Origin of the sequence: Achromobacter sp. B7, assembly GCF_003600685.1 — a bacterium.
GTDB lineage: Bacteria > Pseudomonadota > Gammaproteobacteria > Burkholderiales > Burkholderiaceae_B > Achromobacter > Achromobacter spanius_B.
The window spans coordinates 5,888,836-5,906,350 of the sequence record NZ_CP032084.1; the positions used below are offsets into that span (position 1 = coordinate 5,888,836).

The following is a 17,515-nucleotide window of genomic DNA, read 5'->3' on the forward strand; positions in this document are numbered from 1 at the left end:
CCGCCATCAGGCGGAGGAAGATTCGGCGTCGTCGGCACCGCGCTGCGGCAGGTGCAAAACCCAACCCGCCAACGGCCACAGGGCGGCCGTGATGGCCACGCTGATGCACCAATCCCAACCCGGCCACTTGCCCGCGACCCAGGCATGGATGATCTGCGTCAGGAAACGCGCCACGAAGAACACAGGCAGCATGTGCATCGCCTGGCTCCAGAGGTCGAACCGTTGCAGGCGGCGATGCAGCACCACGGCGCCATAGGCGACCAGGGTGTAGGACAACGCGTGTTCGCCCAGCATGCCGGCGTCGTGCACATCCATCAGCAAGCCGAAGAAAAACGCCGTGAACAGGCCGACGCGGCGCGGCTCATGCACGCACCAGAAGGCGATGATCAGCAGCAGCACGTCCGGCGCGCCCTGCCACAGGCGCCAGGGCAGCAACGACACCAGCCACACCAGCAGCACCGTGCCCCACACAAACACACCGTGCGCGGGACCGGACAGCCGGTCGGGGTGCACGTTGCTGGGCGTACCCAGGCGGCGCCTGGGTTGCGAAGAATTAGTCCGATCCACCGGAATCGACCTCCTGACGGTTGGACTCGGCGCGCGCCACATCCACCTGCAAGACCAGGAAGTGGCGATAGCGTTCGGGATGGGCCAGCGGTTCACACACGGCGCGAGCGAAACCGGAGGCGGTGTCGCGTTCGACCGAGGTCACTTTGGCCACGGGTAGTCCGGCGGGGAACAGGCCGCCCACGCCGCTGGTGACGATAGTATCGCCTTCCTTGATGTCGGCATTGGCGGCAAGGTAACGAACTTCCATCTTGCCGGGCGAATTGCCGCCGAATGCAATCAGCCGCAAGCCGTTGCGCAGCAGTTGCACGGGGATCGACACCTGCTCGTCGGTGACCAACGCGGCCTCGGCCGTCATCGGCGTCACGCGCACGATCTGGCCGACCACGCCGCCTTCGTCGATCACCGGCATGCCCGGCGCCAGGCCGGCCTTGCTGCCCTTGTTGAACACCAGCCGCTGCGTGAAGGCATTGGTGGGTTCGTACATGACTTCGACCACCACGGCCGATTGCGCCACGGTATCGGTCACGCCAAGCAGGCGGCGCAGCTGGGCGTTTTCGGCGGCCAACTGGGCGGCGTGCGACGCCACCTGGGCCAGCTCGATGCGCTGGCGCTGCAAGGCTTCGTTTTCACTGCGGATAAGATTGGCCGCGTTGACCCATTCGTTGACCTGTTGCACCAGGTCACGCGGCGCCATGACGGCGCGCTGGAAGGGGTAAAGCGCCACGGCGATCGTACGGCGCGCCGGTTCAAGCATGCGCCATTGCGAATCGATGATGATCAGGGCCAACGCCAGGACGACCAGAACGACCAGCCGCACCTCCGCGGGTGGGCCGCGCCTGAATAAAGGGGGGGTCCCTTGTCGTTGCATGAATCTCAGCCCGGGCGCCCGCGTCCGAAGCCCCCGCAGCGGCCGGAGCCGAAAAAAAGCGGGGCTCCGGGCTGGCGGGCGGTATTAATCGTTGATGAAGATGGCGCCCAGTTTCTCAAGGTGTTCCAGCGCTTCGCCGCAACCGCGCACGACGCAGGTCAGGGGATCATCGGCCACCACGACGGGCAAGCCGGTTTCTTCCTGGAGCAGGCGATCCAGGTCGCGCAGCAGCGCGCCGCCACCCGTCAGGGCGATGCCCTTGTCGGTGATGTCGGCGCCCAGTTCCGGCGGGGTCTGCTCAAGCGCGATTTTCACCGCGGACACGATCTGGTTCAGCGGGTCGGTCAGCGATTCCAGGATCTCGTTGGACGAGACCGTGAAGCTGCGCGGCACACCTTCGGCCAGATTGCGGCCCTTGACTTCGATTTCGCGGACTTCGGAACCCGGGAATGCCGAGCCGATTTCCTTCTTGATCAGTTCAGCCGTGGGTTCGCCGATCAGCATGCCGTAGTTGCGACGGATGTAGTTGACGATGGCTTCGTCGAACTTGTCGCCGCCCACGCGCACCGAACCCTTGTAGACCATGCCGCCCAGCGAGATGACTGCCACCTCGGTGGTGCCGCCGCCGATGTCGACGACCATGGAGCCGCTGGCGTCGGACACGGCCAGGCCGGCGCCGATGGCCGCGGCCATGGGTTCTTCGATCAGGAAGACGTGCGAGGCGCCCGCGCCCAACGCCGATTCACGGATGGCGCGACGTTCGACTTGGGTGGAACCGCAAGGCACGCAGACGATGATCCGCGGGCTGGGAGCCAGCATGTTGCGGGGGTGCACCATGCGAATAAACTGTTTGAGCATCTGTTCGGTGACCGTGAAGTCGGCGATAACGCCGTCCTTCATGGGCCGGATGGCCTCAATGTTGCCGGGAACTCGGCCGAGCATCTGCTTGGCTTCGTGGCCGACGGCCTGGATGATCTTTTTGCCGTGAGGCCCGCCTTCATGACGGATTGCGACCACGGAGGGCTCATCGAGCACGATGCCCTTGCCGCGGACGTAAATCAGCGTATTGGCGGTACCGAGGTCAATCGCCATATCGCTGGAAAAATAACTGCGCAGGAATCCGAACATGGGAGCTCAGCTAAATTCTGGGGGGAATTGGGTTCATGCCATGGGGCGTTTGGCCCGAAAAAGGTCGGGTCCGCCTGTCATCACGGCGATTAAACCGTGAATCATAACTTATAATTTCACCGGAAATAGCGCATAAATGCAGGCTATTCAAGCTTTGTAACGGGATCGGCGCATACATACTGCCCGGTCCCGCCCTTCGGCCTTCGCTTATCGATTTTGCAATCCCTATGGCGCTCAATGACACAGATGTGGCCCGCATTGCCCGGCTGGCCAGAATCGAACTGACCCCCGACCAGCGCACCCTTGCGCAGGCCGAACTCAACGGCATTCTCCACTTGATCGAACGGCTTCAGTCCGTCGACACCCAAGGCGTCGAACCGCTGGCCCACCCCCTGTCCGCCCATGAGGACATCGTGCTGCGCCTGCGTGAAGACGCCGTGACCGAGGCCAGCTCGGAAACACGCCGCGAGGCGCTGCTGGCCAACGCCCCCGACGCCCAGGAAGGCTTGTTCCTGGTCCCCAAAGTCCTCGATTAAGCCATGACAAAACCCGCCTTGCATACCCAATTCGAGGGGATCGCCGCCTTGCGCGCGGCCCTCGCCCAACGCCAGGTCAGCGCCGTCGAACTGGCGCAAAGCGCCTTGGCGGCCGCCGATGCGGCCAGCGGCCTGAATTGCTTTTTACATATTGACGCTGAATTGACGCTGGCCCAGGCGCGCGCCGCCGACGCCGCATTGGCCGCGGGGTCGGCCGGCCCCTTGGCCGGCGTGCCCATCGCCCACAAAGACGCGTTCGTGACCCGTGGCTGGCGCACCACCGCCGGCAGCAAGATGCTGGACGGCTACGTCAGCCCGTTTGACGCCACCGTGGTCGAACGCCTGGGTACGGCGGGCGCCGTGTCCATCGGCAAGCTCAACTGCGACGAATTCGCCATGGGTTCCGGCAACGAGAACTCGGCCTACGGCGTGGTGAAAAACCCCTGGGACCACGCGGCCGTGCCGGGCGGTTCGTCCGGCGGTTCGGCCGCCGCGGTCGCCGCCCGACTGGTGGCGGCCACCACCGGCACCGACACCGGCGGTTCGGTGCGCCAGCCCGCCGCGCTGTGCGGCGTCAGCGGCATCAAGCCCACGTATGGCACCGTGTCGCGCTATGGCATGGTGGCGTTCGGCTCCAGCCTGGATCAGGCCGGCCCGCTGGCGCAAAGCAGCCGCGACCTGCTTGAGCTGCTGGACGTCATCAGCGGCTTCGATCCGCGCGATGCCACCAGCCTTGAAAAATGCGATGGCGCCGTCAACGAACCCGGCCGCGTGCGCCGCGACTTCGACGCCGCGCAAGCCACGTTCGACGGCGCCGGCAGCCAGCCCCTGAAGGGCTTGCGCATCGGCGTGCCCGAAGAGTATTTCGGCGCGGGCCTCGCGGCCGACGTGGCCGCCGCGGTGGAAGCCGCGCTGGCGCAGTTCGAAGCGCTGGGCGCCGTGCGCGTGCCCGTGTCGCTGCCGCGCACGGAACTGGCCATCCCCGCCTACTACGTCATCGCCCCGGCGGAAGCGTCCAGCAACCTGGCGCGCTACGACGGCGTGCGTTACGGCCACCGCACCGAGCAGTACGGCGACCTGAACGAGATGATCAGCCGCTCGCGCGCCGAAGGCTTCGGCGACGAGGTCAAGCGCCGCATCCTGATCGGCACGTACGTGCTGTCCCACGGTTACTACGACGCCTACTACCTGCAAGCGCAACGCCTGCGCCGCCTGATCGCGCAGGATTTCCAGCGCGCCTACGCCGGCCAGTGCGACGTCATCATGGGCCCCGTCACGCCGTCGGTCGCCAAGAACATCGGCGACAACCGCGACGACCCCACCGCCGACTGGCTGGCCGACGTCTACACGCTGGGCGTGAGCCTGGCAGGCTTGCCCGCCATGTCGATCCCGTGCGGCTTTGGCGGCGACAACGGCAAGCGCCCCGTCGGCTTGCAGATCATCGGCAATTACTTCGACGAAGGCAGGCTGCTGGCCATCGCCGACCGCTACCAACAAGTGACGGACTGGCACAAGCGGTCCCCGCTGTGATGATGCCCACACGCCCCCAACGTTCGCGCTCCCCCCAGGGGACCGCCGGCGTTTCGGGCGGCCCGGCGCCGCTGGCATCGCAGCCGCGGCTCTACTGATTGGAACTACAGATAATGAACTGGGAAATCGTCATCGGCCTGGAAACGCACACCCAGCTTTCCACCGACTCCAAGATTTTTTCGGGCAGCAGCACGCAATTCGGCGCGGCGCCCAACACGCATGCCAACGAGGTCGACCTGGCGTTGCCGGGCAGCCTGCCGGTCATGAACCGGGGCGCGGCTGAACGCGCCATCCGCTTCGGCCTGGCGGTGGGCGCGACCATCGCGCCGCGCTCGGTCTTTGCGCGCAAGAACTACTTCTACCCCGACTTGCCCAAGGGCTATCAGATCAGCCAGTACGAACTGCCCGTCGTGGTGGGTGGCTCGCTGTCGTTCTTCGTCGGCGAAGAAGAAAAAACCATCAACCTGACGCGTGCCCACCTGGAAGAAGACGCCGGCAAATCGCTGCACGACGACTTCACGCTGGCCAATGGGTCGCCCGCCAGCGGCATCGACCTGAACCGTGCCGGCACCCCGCTGCTGGAAATCGTGACCGAGCCCGAAATGCGCTCGGCGGCCGAGGCCGTGGCCTACGCGCGCGCGCTGCACAGCCTGGTTGTGTGGCTGGGCATTTGCGACGGCAACATGCAGGAAGGCTCGTTCCGCTGCGACGCCAACGTGTCCGTGCGCCCCGTCGGCCAAAAGGAATTCGGCACCCGCACCGAGATCAAGAACGTCAACTCGTTCCGCTTCCTGGAACGCGCCATCGTCTACGAAGCGCGCCGCCAGATCGAACTGATCGAGGACGGTGGCACGGTGGTGCAGGAAACGCGCCTGTACGACGCCGACCGCGACGAAACGCGCAGCATGCGCAGCAAAGAAGACGCGCACGACTACCGCTACTTCCCCGACCCCGACCTGCCCACGCTGGTGATCTCCAGCGCCTGGGTCGACGAGGTGCGCGCCGCCATGCCCGAACTGCCGGCAGCCCAGCGCGCCCGCTTCGAATCGGAATACGGCCTGCCCGCCTACGATGCCGCGCAGCTGACCGTCAGCCGCGATCTGGCCGCCTACTTCCAGGCAGTGGCCAACGCCCTGCCGGCCGGCCAGGCCAAGCTGGCCGCGAACTGGGTCATGGGCGAGGTGTCCGCCGCCTTGAACAAGGACGAAAAGACCATCGCCGAATCGCCGGTGCAAGCGCCCGCGCTGGCAGCGTTGATCAGCCGCATCATCGACGGCACGATCTCCAACAAGATCGCCCGCGAAGTATTCGGCGCCATGTGGGCCGGCGAGAACGGCGGCGACGCGGATGCCATCATCGACGCGCGCGGCCTGAAGCAGATCAGCGACACGGGCGCCATCGGCGCCATGATCGACGAGGTGCTGGCCGCCAACCCGGCCATCGTGGAAGAGTACCGGGCAGGCAAGCAAAAGGCGTTCAACTCGCTGGTGGGCCAGATCATGAAGGCCGCGCGCGGCAAGGCAAACCCGCAACAAGTGAACGACCTGCTCAAGGAAAAGCTGGGCGGCTGATCTGATAGCCCATACGGGGATCAGTCCTACCAAAGGCCGCGGCGCATTGCCGCGGCCGGCCATCCACCCCAGCAGCGTTACTTCACCCCGTACTTCGTGCGATACGCCTGCACGGCATCGCGGTTTTCCGCGAAGGCGGCATCGTCTTGCAGCAAGGCCATGATGTCCGACAGCGATGCAATCGCCACCACCGGAATGCCGTAGGTCTTGGCCACGTCCTGCACGGCGGAATGCGGGGACAGCGCGTCGTCGGGGCCCGCGCGTTCCATGCGGTCCATGGCAATCAGCACGGCGGCCGGCTCGGCGCCCGCGTTGCGGATGATCTCCACCGATTCCCGCACCGAAGTGCCGGCCGTGATCACATCGTCAATGATGACGACCTTGCCCTGAAGCGGCGCGCCAACCAGCGTGCCGCCTTCGCCGTGGTCCTTGGCTTCCTTGCGGTTGTAGGCGAACGGTACGTCGTTACGCCCGTCCATCGCCGGGTGGCCCGCCAGCGCCACCGCCGTTGCGGTGGCCAACGGAATGCCCTTGTACGCGGGGCCGAACAGCATGTCGAACTGCACGCCGGAATCCAGCAGCGCCTGCGCATAGAACTGCGCCAGCTTGCCCACCGCGCGGCCACTGTTGAACAGGCCCGCATTGAAGAAATAGGGGCTGATCCGGCCCGACTTGACCTTGAAGCTGCCAAAGCGCAGCACGCCTTCGTCGAGCGCGAAGCGAACAAATTCCAGGGAAGTGGGGCGAGACGGGGAGGAAGAAGCGGCGGCGGGCATGCGAGTGAGTCCGGTGGATGGCAAACCCCGGCATTTTATCCGTTGTCGGGGCTATTCCCTGCCCCTGCCGCCCAGTCGGTTAAATTCCTGGCATTGTTCCGGCCCCTGGCGGCCGCTCTACAGGAGTTTCGCTTTGCTTCGCATCACGTCGATCAATCTCAACGGCATCCGGTCCGCCTTTCGCAAGGGCCTGCAACCGTGGATGGAAAAGCACGCCGCTGACGTGCTTTGCCTTCAGGAAATCAAGATCGCCGACGCGGACCTGACCGATGATCTGCGTCACCCGCCCGGCTACACCGGCCACTTCCACCATGCCGTCAAGAAAGGCTACAGCGGCGTGGGCATCTACCTGCGCGATGCCGCCGAACGCGTGAACATCGGCCTGGGCTGCGAAGAATTCGACCCCGAAGGCCGCATCATCCGCGCCGACTGGAAGAACCTGTCCGTCATCAGCGCCTACCTGCCCTCGGGCTCCAGCGGCGACGAACGCCAGCAGGCCAAATACCGGTTCCTGGATCGCTTCGGCCCCTGGATCGATGCCCTGATGCACGAACACAAGACCACGGGCCGCGAGTTCGTCATCTGTGGCGACTGGAACATCGCGCACAAGGAAATCGACCTGAAGAACTGGAAGGGCAATATGAAGAACTCGGGCTTCCTGCCCGAAGAGCGCGCCTGGCTGACCGACGTGTTCGACAAGCGCGGTTTCGTGGACGTGTTCCGCACCATCGATGACCGGCCCGACCAGTACACCTGGTGGAGCAACCGCGGCCAGGCCTGGGCCAAGAACGTCGGGTGGCGCATCGACTATCAGATCGCCACCCCGGGCATTGCCGCCCGCGCGCGCAACGTTGCGATCTACAAGGACGAGCGTTTCTCGGACCATGCACCGCTGACGATCGATTACGACGCCACGCTGTAATACGTTGGGGCGGGCCGCGCCAAGCGTGCCCGCCCTGCCGGCTTGACCCTACCCGCGGTCTTTTGGCGTCCCTTACGAAAAAATTAATTAGGGACGCATAGCCCCACCGGACGGCGGTCGGTATCCCACCGCCGCGCCCCAAACCCCTTTGTTTGCAGGGCTTGGCGATGTTTCTGCCCAAGCCAACACCACGATATAAAATGGGGACATATACAAATCCCCTACGAAATCAACACTTGGGCGATCCTTAACGCGTATTCCGCCGCGAAAACGCGATATCGCCCGGTTATCCGTCCCTGTTTATACACAGAAAAAAGCGCTTTCTTTTCAACGCTCTACCGCAGCACCGGCCCTTTGCGCAGGGCAACAAATTTCCCATACACTTGCGCACCATGACGGTGCAGTCGATGCACCAGAACAAGCAAACCGCGCCCCACAATGGCGCAAGACGCACCCATTCGTAGCACCCCCGAGGAGATCAAGTTGAAAGTGCAGAGTCTGGACGACTTCCTGCGTGGCGTCGCCGCGCGCGACCCGCAGCAGCCCGAGTTCATGCAAGCCGTCCAAGAGGTGATGCTGAGCCTGTGGCCTTTCATCGAAAAGCACCCTCACTACGCCGAGCACGCCCTGCTTGAGCGCCTGGTCGAGCCGGAACGCGTGATCCAGTTCCGCGTGTGCTGGACCGATGACCGTGGCCAGGCCCAGGTCAACCGCGCTTTCCGCATCCAGCACAGCTCGGCCATCGGCCCCTTCAAAGGCGGCATGCGCTTTCACCCGTCGGTGAACCTGTCCATCCTGAAGTTCCTGGCGTTTGAGCAAACGCTGAAGAATTCGCTGACCACGCTGCCCATGGGCGGCGGCAAGGGCGGCTCGGACTTCGACCCCAAGGGCAAGTCCGACGCCGAAGTCATGCGCTTCTGCCAGGCGCTGATGATCGAGCTGTATCGCCACTTGGGCCCGGACACCGACGTGCCGGCCGGCGATATCGGCGTGGGCGCTCGCGAAGTCGGCTTCATGGCCGGCATGATGAAAAAGCTGTCGAACTCGACCGCCAGCGTCTTCACCGGTAAGGGCCTGACCTTTGGCGGCAGCCTGATCCGCCCGGAAGCCACCGGCTACGGCACCGTGTACTTCGCCGAGGAAATGCTCAAGCGCGTGGGCAAGTCGTTCGACGGCCTGCGCGTGTCGGTCTCGGGCTCGGGCAACGTGGCGCAATACGCCATCGAAAAAGCCATGTCGCTGGGCGCCAAGGTCGTGACCGTGTCGGATTCGAACGGCACCGTGGTCGATGACGCCGGTTTCACGCACGAAAAGCTGGTCGCGCTGATGCACATCAAGAACGACCTGCGCGGCCGCCTGGACACCTATGCCCAGCAATTCGGGCTGAAATACGAAGCCGGCAAGCGACCGTGGCACGTCCCCGTCGACGTGGCGCTGCCCTGCGCCACCCAGAACGAGCTGGAACTGGCCGATGCGCAAACGCTGATCAAGAATGGCGTGCTGTGCGTGGCGGAAGGCGCCAACATGCCGGCCACGCTGGATGCCGCCAAGGCCTTCATCGCCGCGCGCGTGCTGTACGCGCCGGGCAAGGCCACCAATGCGGGCGGCGTCGCGGTGTCGGGCCTGGAAATGGCGCAGAACTCCGCGCGCCTGGCATGGACGCGCGAAGAAGTGGATGCGCGCTTGCACGCCATCATGCGCGACATCCACGAGAACTGCGTGCGCCACGGCCATAGCGAACGCGAATACGTCAACTACCTGGACGGCGCCAACATCGCCGGCTTCGTCAAGGTTGCCGACGCCATGCGCCAGCAAGGCCTGTACTGACCTGGACGCGGGCCCGGCGTCGTGCTTAGTGCTTCATCGCACCGTGATCGTGGCTCATGCCGGGGTTATGCGACGCCGGCTTGACCTTGAATTGCACGGCGACTTCCCCGGCCTTTTCAAACTTCAGCGTGGCGGGCACGGTGGCGCCGTCCTTGAAGGGCGCGCGCAGCTTGATGAACATGACGTGATAACCGCCCGGGCTGAGTTTGACCTCGGTATCGGCGGGCAGCGCGATACCGCCTTCCACCTGACGCATCTTCGACACGCCGTTCTCGGTCTGCACGGTATGCAGCTCGACCCGTTCGGCGGCGTCGGACGTCACCGACAGCAGGCGGTCCTCGGACTTGGCATCGTTGTCGATGTCCATGTAGCCCGCCCCATTCGACTGGCCCGGCGCCGAGGCGCGCACCCAAAGGTCGTCGACCTCGATCTGGCCAACCTTGTAGTCCTTGGCCCACGCCGAGCCGGCCGTGCACAGGCCAATGGCGGCAATGAGTGCGAACTTGCGGATGTTCATAGGGGTGTCCTCCTGGTGGGTTAACGCCGCCGGACCAAGCTGCGGGCGGCTGACAGAACCGAATCGGTCAAGGCTTGCATCGCCTCGGAGTTTACCCGCCAATGTTGCCAATACAGCGGCACATCCTCCCAGGCGCGGCTGCGAAGCATCATCAGATGACCGGCATCAAGGTGTTCTTGGACAAGCGGCAGTGGATTCATCGTCCAACCCAGTCCGCCCAGCGTGGCCTGCACGAACGCACGGGTGGACGGCACCCACCACACCGGCGGCTGCCACGGCGCCGGGTCCGATATCTTGTGCGCAAAGCGCGCCTGCAACGCATCCTTGCGGTTAAAGACCAGCACCGGCGCCTGCGCCAGCGTCTGCGCGTTGACGCCCTGGGCGAAATAGCGCTTGTGGAAGTCCGGCGTGCAGGTCGCCACATACCGCATGCTGCCCAGCGAATGGATGCGGCAACCTTGCACGGGATCGGCCAGCGTCGTCACGGCGCCCAGCACCGAACCGTTGCGCAATAACGCGGCAGTGTGGTCCTGGTCTTCAGACAGCATGTCCAGCGTGGCCCGCGTGCGCTGCGAGAACTGCAAGGCAGCGTCGACAAACCAGGTTTCCAGGCTGTCGTGGTTGACGGCGATGGGGATGCTGGCGTGCGGCACGTCGTCGTCCGACACGCCCAGCCGGTTCAGCGCATCGTGTTCCAGCAGCGCCGTCTGCTCGGCCAGTTGCACCAGCACCTGGCCGTCGGCGGTAGCGGCGGCCGGCACGGTGCGCTGGACCAGCAGGCGGCCCATGCGGTCCTCCAGTGCCTTGATGCGCTGCGAGACTGCCGACGGCGTCACGCTAAGCGACAGCGCGGCCCGCTCAAAACTGCCTTCGCGCACCACCGCGGCCAGCGCCCGCAGGTTGCCATGGTCGATTTTCATGGATTAGCTATCCTTAATTCAGTAAAGGAAAATTAGCTGTATTTCATCGGCGTGACAAGGGAAAATACGTGATTGTCAAACTGCGCAATGCGTTCGGCATTCTTCAGTTAGCACCCTTAATAAAGCGCCGCCACAGGCGTAGCAGTCACAGGTATTCGCATCATGTTCGCCACGTTGTCATCCCCCCTCTTTCTTACTGCCTGGGCCAGCGGAACGGCCACCGGGCTGGGTCTGTTCGCCGTTGTGGGCGCGCAAAGCGCGTTCATCCTGCGACAGGGGTTGATGCGCGCGCACCTGTTCAGCGTGGTCGCCATTTGCGCGTTGATCGACGCGGTGTTCATCTTTGCCAGCGTCTCGGGCCTGCAAGCGCTGACCGCCTGGTTCCCCTGGTTGACCACCGCCGTGCTCTGGTTCGGGGTGGCCTTCCTGTCTTGGTACGCGGTGCAGTCCGCACGCCGCGCATGGACCGCCACAGGTGGCCTTGCCGCCGCGCGCGACGTGGTGCCGTCGCGCCGCGCCGCGATGCAGGGCGCGCTGGGGTTTTCGCTGTTGAACCCGCATTTCTGGCTGGACATGGTGGTGGTGGGTTCGCTGGCGCATGGCTTTGACGACGCGCGCATGGCGTTCGCGGCGGGCGCCTTCACGGCCAGCCTGCTGTGGCTGGCCGTGCTGGGCATCGGCTCGCGCGTGTTCGCGCGCTTCTTCGCCAACGCATCGGCCTGGCGTGTGCTGGATGGCGTCATCGCCGTGGTCATGGCGGGTCTGGCGGCAAGCCTGGCGATCAAGGGCATCTGAACGGAGCGGGGTCGCGAAGGCGACGACTCCGCTTCGCTTCAGGGACCGCGACCACGCATCACTCCAGGCGCGGCCACCGCGCTTCACGTCAAGGGCGACGACCGCGCTTCACTTTTATAATGCGCCGTTGCCACTCTTTCGTCGGGCGCACGGCCGGCCCGCCAGACGATCATGCGCGGACCTTCCCCTTCCAAAGATGTGCGGCTGCCCCCCTTGGCCGCCATCCAGGCGTTTGAAGCCGCGGCGCGGCTCGGCTCTTTTGAACGCGCCAGCGAAGAACTCTTTGTCACCGCCAGCGCCATCGGCAAGCGCATCGCTGCCCTGGAAGCCATGCTGGACGTGTCGCTGTTCATCCGCAGCAGCCGGGGCGCCACCCTCAGCGCAGCCGGGCGCGACTACCTCAGCCAGGTCCGCACCGCTTTGGACCTGCTGTCCGACGCGTCGCTGCATCAGCGCGGCGAACCCAAGCCCGAACCGCTGCGCGTCGTGTCCACGCCCACGTTTGCCCGTCAGGTACTGATTCCCTATCTGCCCGGCTTTACCGCTGCGCATCCCGATGTGGAATTGGAAATCCTGCTGTCCATCCCGTACCTGGACATCATGCCGCCCAACGCGGACGCCTGGGTGCGGTTCGGCAGCGGCAAGTACCCCGGGCTGCACGCGCGCCAACTCACCGACGACCCGGTCTTCGCCGTGTGCTCCCCCGCCTACCTGGCCTCACGCGGGCCGTTCAACCGCCCTGAAGACCTGGCTCGTGCCGAGCTGTTGCGCTGCCCGATGGAACCCTGGCGGCCGTGGCTGGATGCGGCCGGCCTGGACTGGCCCGAGCCGTCGCGCGGCGTCTGGCTGGTGGACCTGGGCATGATGCTGGCCGCTGCTCGCGCGGGCCAGGGCGTGGCGCTGACGCGCCGCAGCCTGGCGGCCGAATGGCTGGACGAAGGCAAACTCGTGCGCGTCACCCACATCGATATCCCCGGCGAATCGCAGTACTACCTTTGCACCGAGGCCTCGCGTGCACCGCGCAGCGTGGTCCAAGCGTTTTCCCTATGGCTGCAAGACGTCTGCAAACTGGCAGCCCAGGAACCACGCGGCGTGCCGCCCGGACAGGAATAAATTTCCAGCCCCGAGCGGAATGAATTTCCGCACGCCTTCATTCCTCGCTGGCTAGGATGCCGCCAGCACCGCTGTCTGCCTGCCCACCCACGACAAGCCGCGCGCGCCGCAGCGCCCCGGCAGCCCCCAGCCCCCGTGCGCGCGCACTAGATACGTACTAGGTATTTACGCGGAAAAGCCCCGCGCGGTCAGATTCGCGTAAGCGATTAAGCAGACAGTCACAACACGCAACACAGGAGAGCGCCGCATCACGCAACACGCCGATCAGCGCCGGCACACGGTTTTCCACGCAGTTCACTAATTACTACAACGGAGACATCCATGGATTTTCGTTTGAAGCTGCTAGCAGGAACCCTTGCATTTGCTGCATCGGCCGCGTCGTACGCCGCCGACCCCATCAAGATCGGCGTGGCCGGCCCGTACACCGGGGGTTCGTCCTCCATGGGCGTCAGCATGCGCGATGGCGTGCGCCTGGCCATTGAAGAGATCAACAAGAACGGCGGTGTGCTGGGGCGCCAGCTGGTTGCCGTCGAACGCGACGACGAAGCCAAGAACGAGCGCGGCGTGCAGATCGCCCAGGAATTGATCAACAAGGAACAAGTGGCCGCCACCGTCGGCTACATCAACACCGGCGTGGCCCTGGCCTCGCAGCGCTTCTACCAGGACGCCAAGATCCCCGTCTTCAACAACGTGGCCACGGGCAGCGTGATCACGCACCAGTTCAAGGCGCCGGAATACCCCGATAACTACGTGTTCCGCAATGCGGCGCATGACAGCATCCAGGCCCCGATGATCGTTGAAGAAGCGATCACCCGCCGTGGCTTCAAGAAAGTCGCCATCCTGGCGGATTCCACCAACTACGGCCAGCTCGGTCGCGAGGATCTGGAAAAGGCCTTGAACGCCAAGGGCATCAAGGCCGTGGCGGTTGAGAAGTTCAACATCAAGGACGTCGACATGACGGCCCAGCTGTTGAAAGCCAAGGCCGCCGGCGCCGAAGCCGTGCTGACCTATGGCATCGGGCCCGAACTGGCCCAGATCGCCAATGGCATGACCAAGCTGGGCTGGAAGGTGCCGATCATCGGCAGCTGGACCTTGTCCATGGCCAACTACATCGACAACTCCGGCGCCAACGGCGAAGGCGCGCGCATGCCGCAAACCTTCATCCAGGACCCCGACTCGCCCAAGCGCAAGGCGTTCATCGACGCCTACCTGGCCAAGTTCAAGCCCAAGAACAACCGCATCGATTCCCCGGTGTCGGCGGCGCAGGGCTATGACTCGGTCTTCCTGTTGGCGGCCGCCATCAAGCAGGCCAATTCCACCGACGGCGCCAAGGTGCGCGAAGCGCTGGAAAACCTGCAAACGCCGGTAGAAGGCGTGGTGATGACCTACAACAAGCCGTTCACCCACGACAACCACGACGCCATCACGGCCAAGGAAGTGGTTATCGGCGAGGTCAAGGGCGGCCGCGTCGTCAAGGCCAACTAAGTGTGAAACAAGCAGGAAGGCGGCGGCTGACCGGCCGCCGCCGCCCGCGCCCGGCGCATCGGGCGCGGGGCATGCAGCCGCCTGAAAACAGCGTTCTGCCCAAGGGGGTTGGGACGGAACACAGCGCATCAAGACACACACCATGATTCTTCTACAGCTTATCTACAGCGGTATCGCGCTAGGCATGATCTATGCCGTGATTGCGTTCGGATACCAGCTCACCTTCGCCACGTCCGGCACGCTGAACTTCGGCCAGGGTGAAGCCCTGATGCTGGGCGCGCTGGTCGGGCTGACGCTGGTCGGCCTGGGCGTGAACTACTGGGTCATGATTCCCATCGTCTGCATTTTCGGCTTCGCGCAGGGCGCGCTGGTCGAGCGGGTCGGCGTGCGGCCGGCCATCAAGACGCGATCGGAGTTTGGCTGGATCATGGCCACCATCGCGCTGGGCATCATCTTCAAGAACGTGGCCGAGAACATCTGGGGCCGCGACGACCTGCGCTTTCCGTCACCGCTGCCCGAAGCGCCCATCCAGGTGCTGGGCGCCAACGTGCTGCCGATGGAACTGCTGGTGGTGTTCGGCGCGCTGGGCATGATGATCCTGGTGGAAATCTTCAACCGTAAATCCATCTACGGCAAAGCCTTCGTGGCCACCTCGAATGACCGCGACGCCGCTGGCCTGATGGGCATCAACACCGGCATGGTGATCACGTTTTCGTATGCGCTGTCGTCGCTGACCGCCGCGTTTGCCGGCGTGCTGGTGGCCCCGTTGACGCTGACCGGCGCCACGATGGGCGCGGTGCTGGGCTTGAAGGCGTTTGCCGTGGCGATCATCGGCGGACTGTCCAGCGGCATGGGCGTGGTCGTGGGCGGGTTGATCCTGGGCATTGCGGAGACGACCACCGGTTTTTATCTGTCGACGGGGTACAAGGACGTGCCGGGATTGGTATTGCTGCTGCTTGTGCTGACCTTCAAGCCCGCCGGCCTGTTCGGCAAGACCGCGATCAAGAAGGTGTAAGCGATGAAACCCCTGCACCTCTTGCTGTCCGTCGTGGCCGTGGCCTGCCTGGCCGCCGTGCCCCTGGGCGTGACCAATACGTACTACCTGCACCTGATCGAAACGATCATGATCTATTCGATCCTGCTGTTCGGGCTCGATATCGTGGTGGGCTACACCGGCCAGGTGTCGCTGGGCCATGCCGGCCTGTTCGGCATTGGCTCGTATGTCGCCGGCGTACTGTTCTTTCATCTGCAAATGCCCATCTGGGTGATTTTGCCCGCCGCCATCCTCATCGCGGCGGCCTTCGGCGCGGTGCTGGCGCTGCCGGCGCTACGCGTGACGGGGCCTTACCTGGCGATGGTCACGCTGGCATTCGGCACCATCATCCAGATCCTGATCAACGAGATGACCTTCATGACCGAAGGCCCGTTGGGCATCAAGATCCCCAAGCCATCCATCGGCGGGCACATCCTGACCAAAAGCGAATACTTCTGGCTGGTGGGCGCGCTGCTGGTGCTGTCGCTGATCGTGGTGCACCGCATCCTGAAGTCGCACCTGGGCCGCTCGTTCGAAGCGCTGCGCGACAGCCCGATTGCATCCGACTGCATGGGCGTGTCGGTCTACCGGCACAAGGTGTTCGCGTTTGTGATCAGCGCCGGCTTTGCCGGGCTGGCGGGCGCGCTGTACTCGTATTCCGAACAGTACATCTCGCCCAACACGTACAACTTCGAGCTCACCATCCTGTTCCTGCTGGCCATCATCATGGGCGGGCGCAAAAGCCGCACGGGCGCGCTGCTCGGCGCATCCATCATCGTGCTGCTGCCCAAGATGCTGGACGACATCAGCACCTTCCGCCTGATCGCGCTGGCCGTGGCCGTGTTGGTGACGGTGGGCAGCATCGTGGCCGTGTCCAAGGGCCGCGCCGAGCCGCGCCGCGTGGTCGTGCCGGTGGTGGGCACCCTCGTGCTGGCCATTTTCTCGTACTGGCTGGAAGCCGTGACCGATTGGCGCCTGACCATCTTCGGCGCCATGATCCTGTTCGTGGTGTATTACCTGCCCGACGGCATCGTGGGCTTTGTGCGCAACCTGTTCTTCTCGAACCGCCGCGCCGCGCTGTCAGTGAAAAAAGACCTGGTCAAAGAACAGGACGCGGTGCCGGACGCCGTGGTGGCGGGCAAGGGCGAGACACTGCTGTCCGCCAAGCGCGTGCTGATGCAGTTTGGCGGCCTGAAGGCGCTGAACGAAGTGGACCTGACGATCAAGCGCGGCACCATCCACGGCCTGATCGGCCCGAACGGGTCGGGCAAGAGCACGATGATGAACGTGCTGACCGGCATCTATGTGCCAACCGCCGGCGCGGTGGAATTCTCGGGCAAGTCGCTGGTGGGTCTGCCACCGGCCGATATCGCCGCCACCGGCATCGCGCGCACATTCCAGAACGTGCAGCTGTTCGGCGAAATGACGGCCCTGGAAAACGTGCTGGTCGGCTTGCACCACACCTTCACCACCGGCCTGGCCGGCATTGCGCTGCGCACGCCGAAATGGAAGGGCGAAGAGCAAGGCGCCCGCGCCCGCGCCATGGCGCTGCTGGAATTCGTGGGGCTGGAATCCCTGGCAAGCGAAGAGGCGCGCAACCTGCCCTACGGCAAGCAGCGCCTGCTGGAAATCGCGCGCGCGCTGGCGCTGGACCCGCAGCTGCTGCTGCTGGACGAACCCGCGGCGGGTCTTACCGCGCCCGACATCGTCGAACTGCTGGCCATCATCCGCAAGGTGCGCGACCACGGCATCACGTTGATCCTCATCGAACACCATATGGATGTGGTGATGGGGGTGTGCGACACCGTATCGGTGCTGGACTTCGGTCAGAAAATTGCCGAAGGCCTGCCGAACGAAGTGCAAAGCAACGCCAAGGTTATCGAGGCGTATCTGGGCGGTGCGCCCGCCTGACGCCAAGAGGACA

At 64.6% G+C, this 17,515-nt stretch carries 16 protein-coding genes; 10 read left to right on the plus strand and 6 right to left on the minus strand.

The window, feature by feature from the left end; genetic code table 11:
- Positions 1 to 6: 6 nt before the first annotated feature.
- The 3 genes from mreD to DVB37_RS26620 form a co-directional block, all read right to left on the minus strand.
- On the minus strand, positions 7 to 567 hold the full coding sequence (mreD, locus tag DVB37_RS26610) for a rod shape-determining protein MreD (RefSeq protein WP_006216318.1): 561 nt from the start codon (positions 565 to 567) through the stop codon (positions 7 to 9).
- Positions 554 to 1,438: a rod shape-determining protein MreC gene (gene mreC / locus DVB37_RS26615; protein ID WP_039882480.1), complete on the minus strand. Its 885-nt coding sequence runs from the start codon at positions 1,436 to 1,438 to the stop codon at positions 554 to 556. Before mreC ends, mreD begins: the two co-directional genes overlap by 14 nt.
- 84 nt (positions 1,439 to 1,522) lie before the next feature.
- A complete protein-coding gene (locus tag DVB37_RS26620) occupies positions 1,523 to 2,566 on the minus strand; it encodes a rod shape-determining protein (RefSeq protein ID WP_006216320.1) in 1,044 nt (347 codons plus the stop codon).
- Between the two features lie 227 nt (positions 2,567 to 2,793).
- On the opposite strand from DVB37_RS26620, the gene gatC reads away from it, so the two are divergent.
- The 3 genes from gatC to gatB all read left to right on the plus strand — a co-directional run bounded on the left by gatC (position 2,794) and on the right by gatB (position 6,203).
- Positions 2,794 to 3,102, plus strand: a complete 309-nt coding sequence (gatC, locus tag DVB37_RS26625; RefSeq protein ID WP_046803060.1) for an Asp-tRNA(Asn)/Glu-tRNA(Gln) amidotransferase subunit GatC — start codon at positions 2,794 to 2,796, stop codon at positions 3,100 to 3,102.
- 3 nt (positions 3,103 to 3,105) lie between these two features.
- A complete protein-coding gene (gene gatA / locus DVB37_RS26630) occupies positions 3,106 to 4,632 on the plus strand; it encodes an Asp-tRNA(Asn)/Glu-tRNA(Gln) amidotransferase subunit GatA (protein WP_046803059.1) in 1,527 nt (508 codons plus the stop codon).
- A gap of 113 nt (positions 4,633 to 4,745) precedes the next feature.
- Positions 4,746 to 6,203 (plus strand): Asp-tRNA(Asn)/Glu-tRNA(Gln) amidotransferase subunit GatB, encoded by a 1,458-nt coding sequence (gene gatB / locus DVB37_RS26635; RefSeq protein ID WP_046803058.1) that lies wholly within the window; start codon positions 4,746 to 4,748, stop codon positions 6,201 to 6,203.
- Between the two features lie 77 nt (positions 6,204 to 6,280).
- On the opposite strand, the gene pyrE is transcribed toward gatB, so the two are convergent.
- The gene (gene pyrE, locus DVB37_RS26640) at positions 6,281 to 6,979 is read right to left on the minus strand and encodes an orotate phosphoribosyltransferase (protein WP_104142618.1); all 699 of its coding nucleotides are present in this window, start codon (positions 6,977 to 6,979) and stop codon (positions 6,281 to 6,283) included.
- Between the two features lie 133 nt (positions 6,980 to 7,112).
- Here pyrE and DVB37_RS26645 point away from each other — a divergent pair, with 133 nt between their 5' ends.
- Positions 7,113 to 7,901 (plus strand): exodeoxyribonuclease III, encoded by a 789-nt coding sequence (locus DVB37_RS26645; protein WP_120157216.1) that lies wholly within the window; start codon positions 7,113 to 7,115, stop codon positions 7,899 to 7,901.
- 483 nt (positions 7,902 to 8,384) lie between these two features.
- Entirely contained in the window at positions 8,385 to 9,728 is a 1,344-nt protein-coding gene (gdhA, locus tag DVB37_RS26650; RefSeq protein WP_205571594.1) for an NADP-specific glutamate dehydrogenase, read from the plus strand.
- Between the two features lie 25 nt (positions 9,729 to 9,753).
- Here the strand turns inward: gdhA and DVB37_RS26655 are convergent, their stop codons facing one another.
- Both DVB37_RS26655 and DVB37_RS26660 read right to left on the minus strand, forming a co-directional pair.
- Positions 9,754 to 10,245 carry a copper chaperone PCu(A)C gene (locus DVB37_RS26655; RefSeq protein WP_046803054.1) on the minus strand — a complete coding sequence of 164 codons (492 nt, stop codon included), beginning with the start codon at positions 10,243 to 10,245 and terminating at the stop codon, positions 9,754 to 9,756.
- A 20-nt stretch (positions 10,246 to 10,265) separates the two neighbouring features.
- Positions 10,266 to 11,165 carry a LysR family transcriptional regulator ArgP gene (locus DVB37_RS26660; protein ID WP_104142614.1) on the minus strand — a complete coding sequence of 300 codons (900 nt, stop codon included), beginning with the start codon at positions 11,163 to 11,165 and terminating at the stop codon, positions 10,266 to 10,268.
- A 162-nt stretch (positions 11,166 to 11,327) separates the two neighbouring features.
- Here DVB37_RS26660 and DVB37_RS26665 point away from each other — a divergent pair, with 162 nt between their 5' ends.
- The 5 genes from DVB37_RS26665 (at position 11,328) to DVB37_RS26685 (ending at position 17,502) form a co-directional block, all read left to right on the plus strand.
- Entirely contained in the window at positions 11,328 to 11,960 is a 633-nt protein-coding gene (locus tag DVB37_RS26665) for a LysE/ArgO family amino acid transporter (protein ID WP_120157217.1), read from the plus strand.
- A 171-nt stretch (positions 11,961 to 12,131) separates the two neighbouring features.
- Positions 12,132 to 13,073 carry a LysR substrate-binding domain-containing protein gene (locus DVB37_RS26670; RefSeq protein WP_162941291.1) on the plus strand — a complete coding sequence of 314 codons (942 nt, stop codon included), beginning with the start codon at positions 12,132 to 12,134 and terminating at the stop codon, positions 13,071 to 13,073.
- Between the two features lie 321 nt (positions 13,074 to 13,394).
- The gene (locus tag DVB37_RS26675) at positions 13,395 to 14,558 is read left to right on the plus strand and encodes an ABC transporter substrate-binding protein (protein ID WP_046803050.1); all 1,164 of its coding nucleotides are present in this window, start codon (positions 13,395 to 13,397) and stop codon (positions 14,556 to 14,558) included.
- 142 nt (positions 14,559 to 14,700) lie between these two features.
- Entirely contained in the window at positions 14,701 to 15,573 is an 873-nt protein-coding gene (locus DVB37_RS26680; RefSeq protein ID WP_006216335.1) for a branched-chain amino acid ABC transporter permease, read from the plus strand.
- A gap of 3 nt (positions 15,574 to 15,576) precedes the next feature.
- The gene (locus DVB37_RS26685) at positions 15,577 to 17,502 is read left to right on the plus strand and encodes an ATP-binding cassette domain-containing protein (RefSeq protein WP_120157219.1); all 1,926 of its coding nucleotides are present in this window, start codon (positions 15,577 to 15,579) and stop codon (positions 17,500 to 17,502) included.
- Positions 17,503 to 17,515 lie beyond the last annotated feature (13 nt).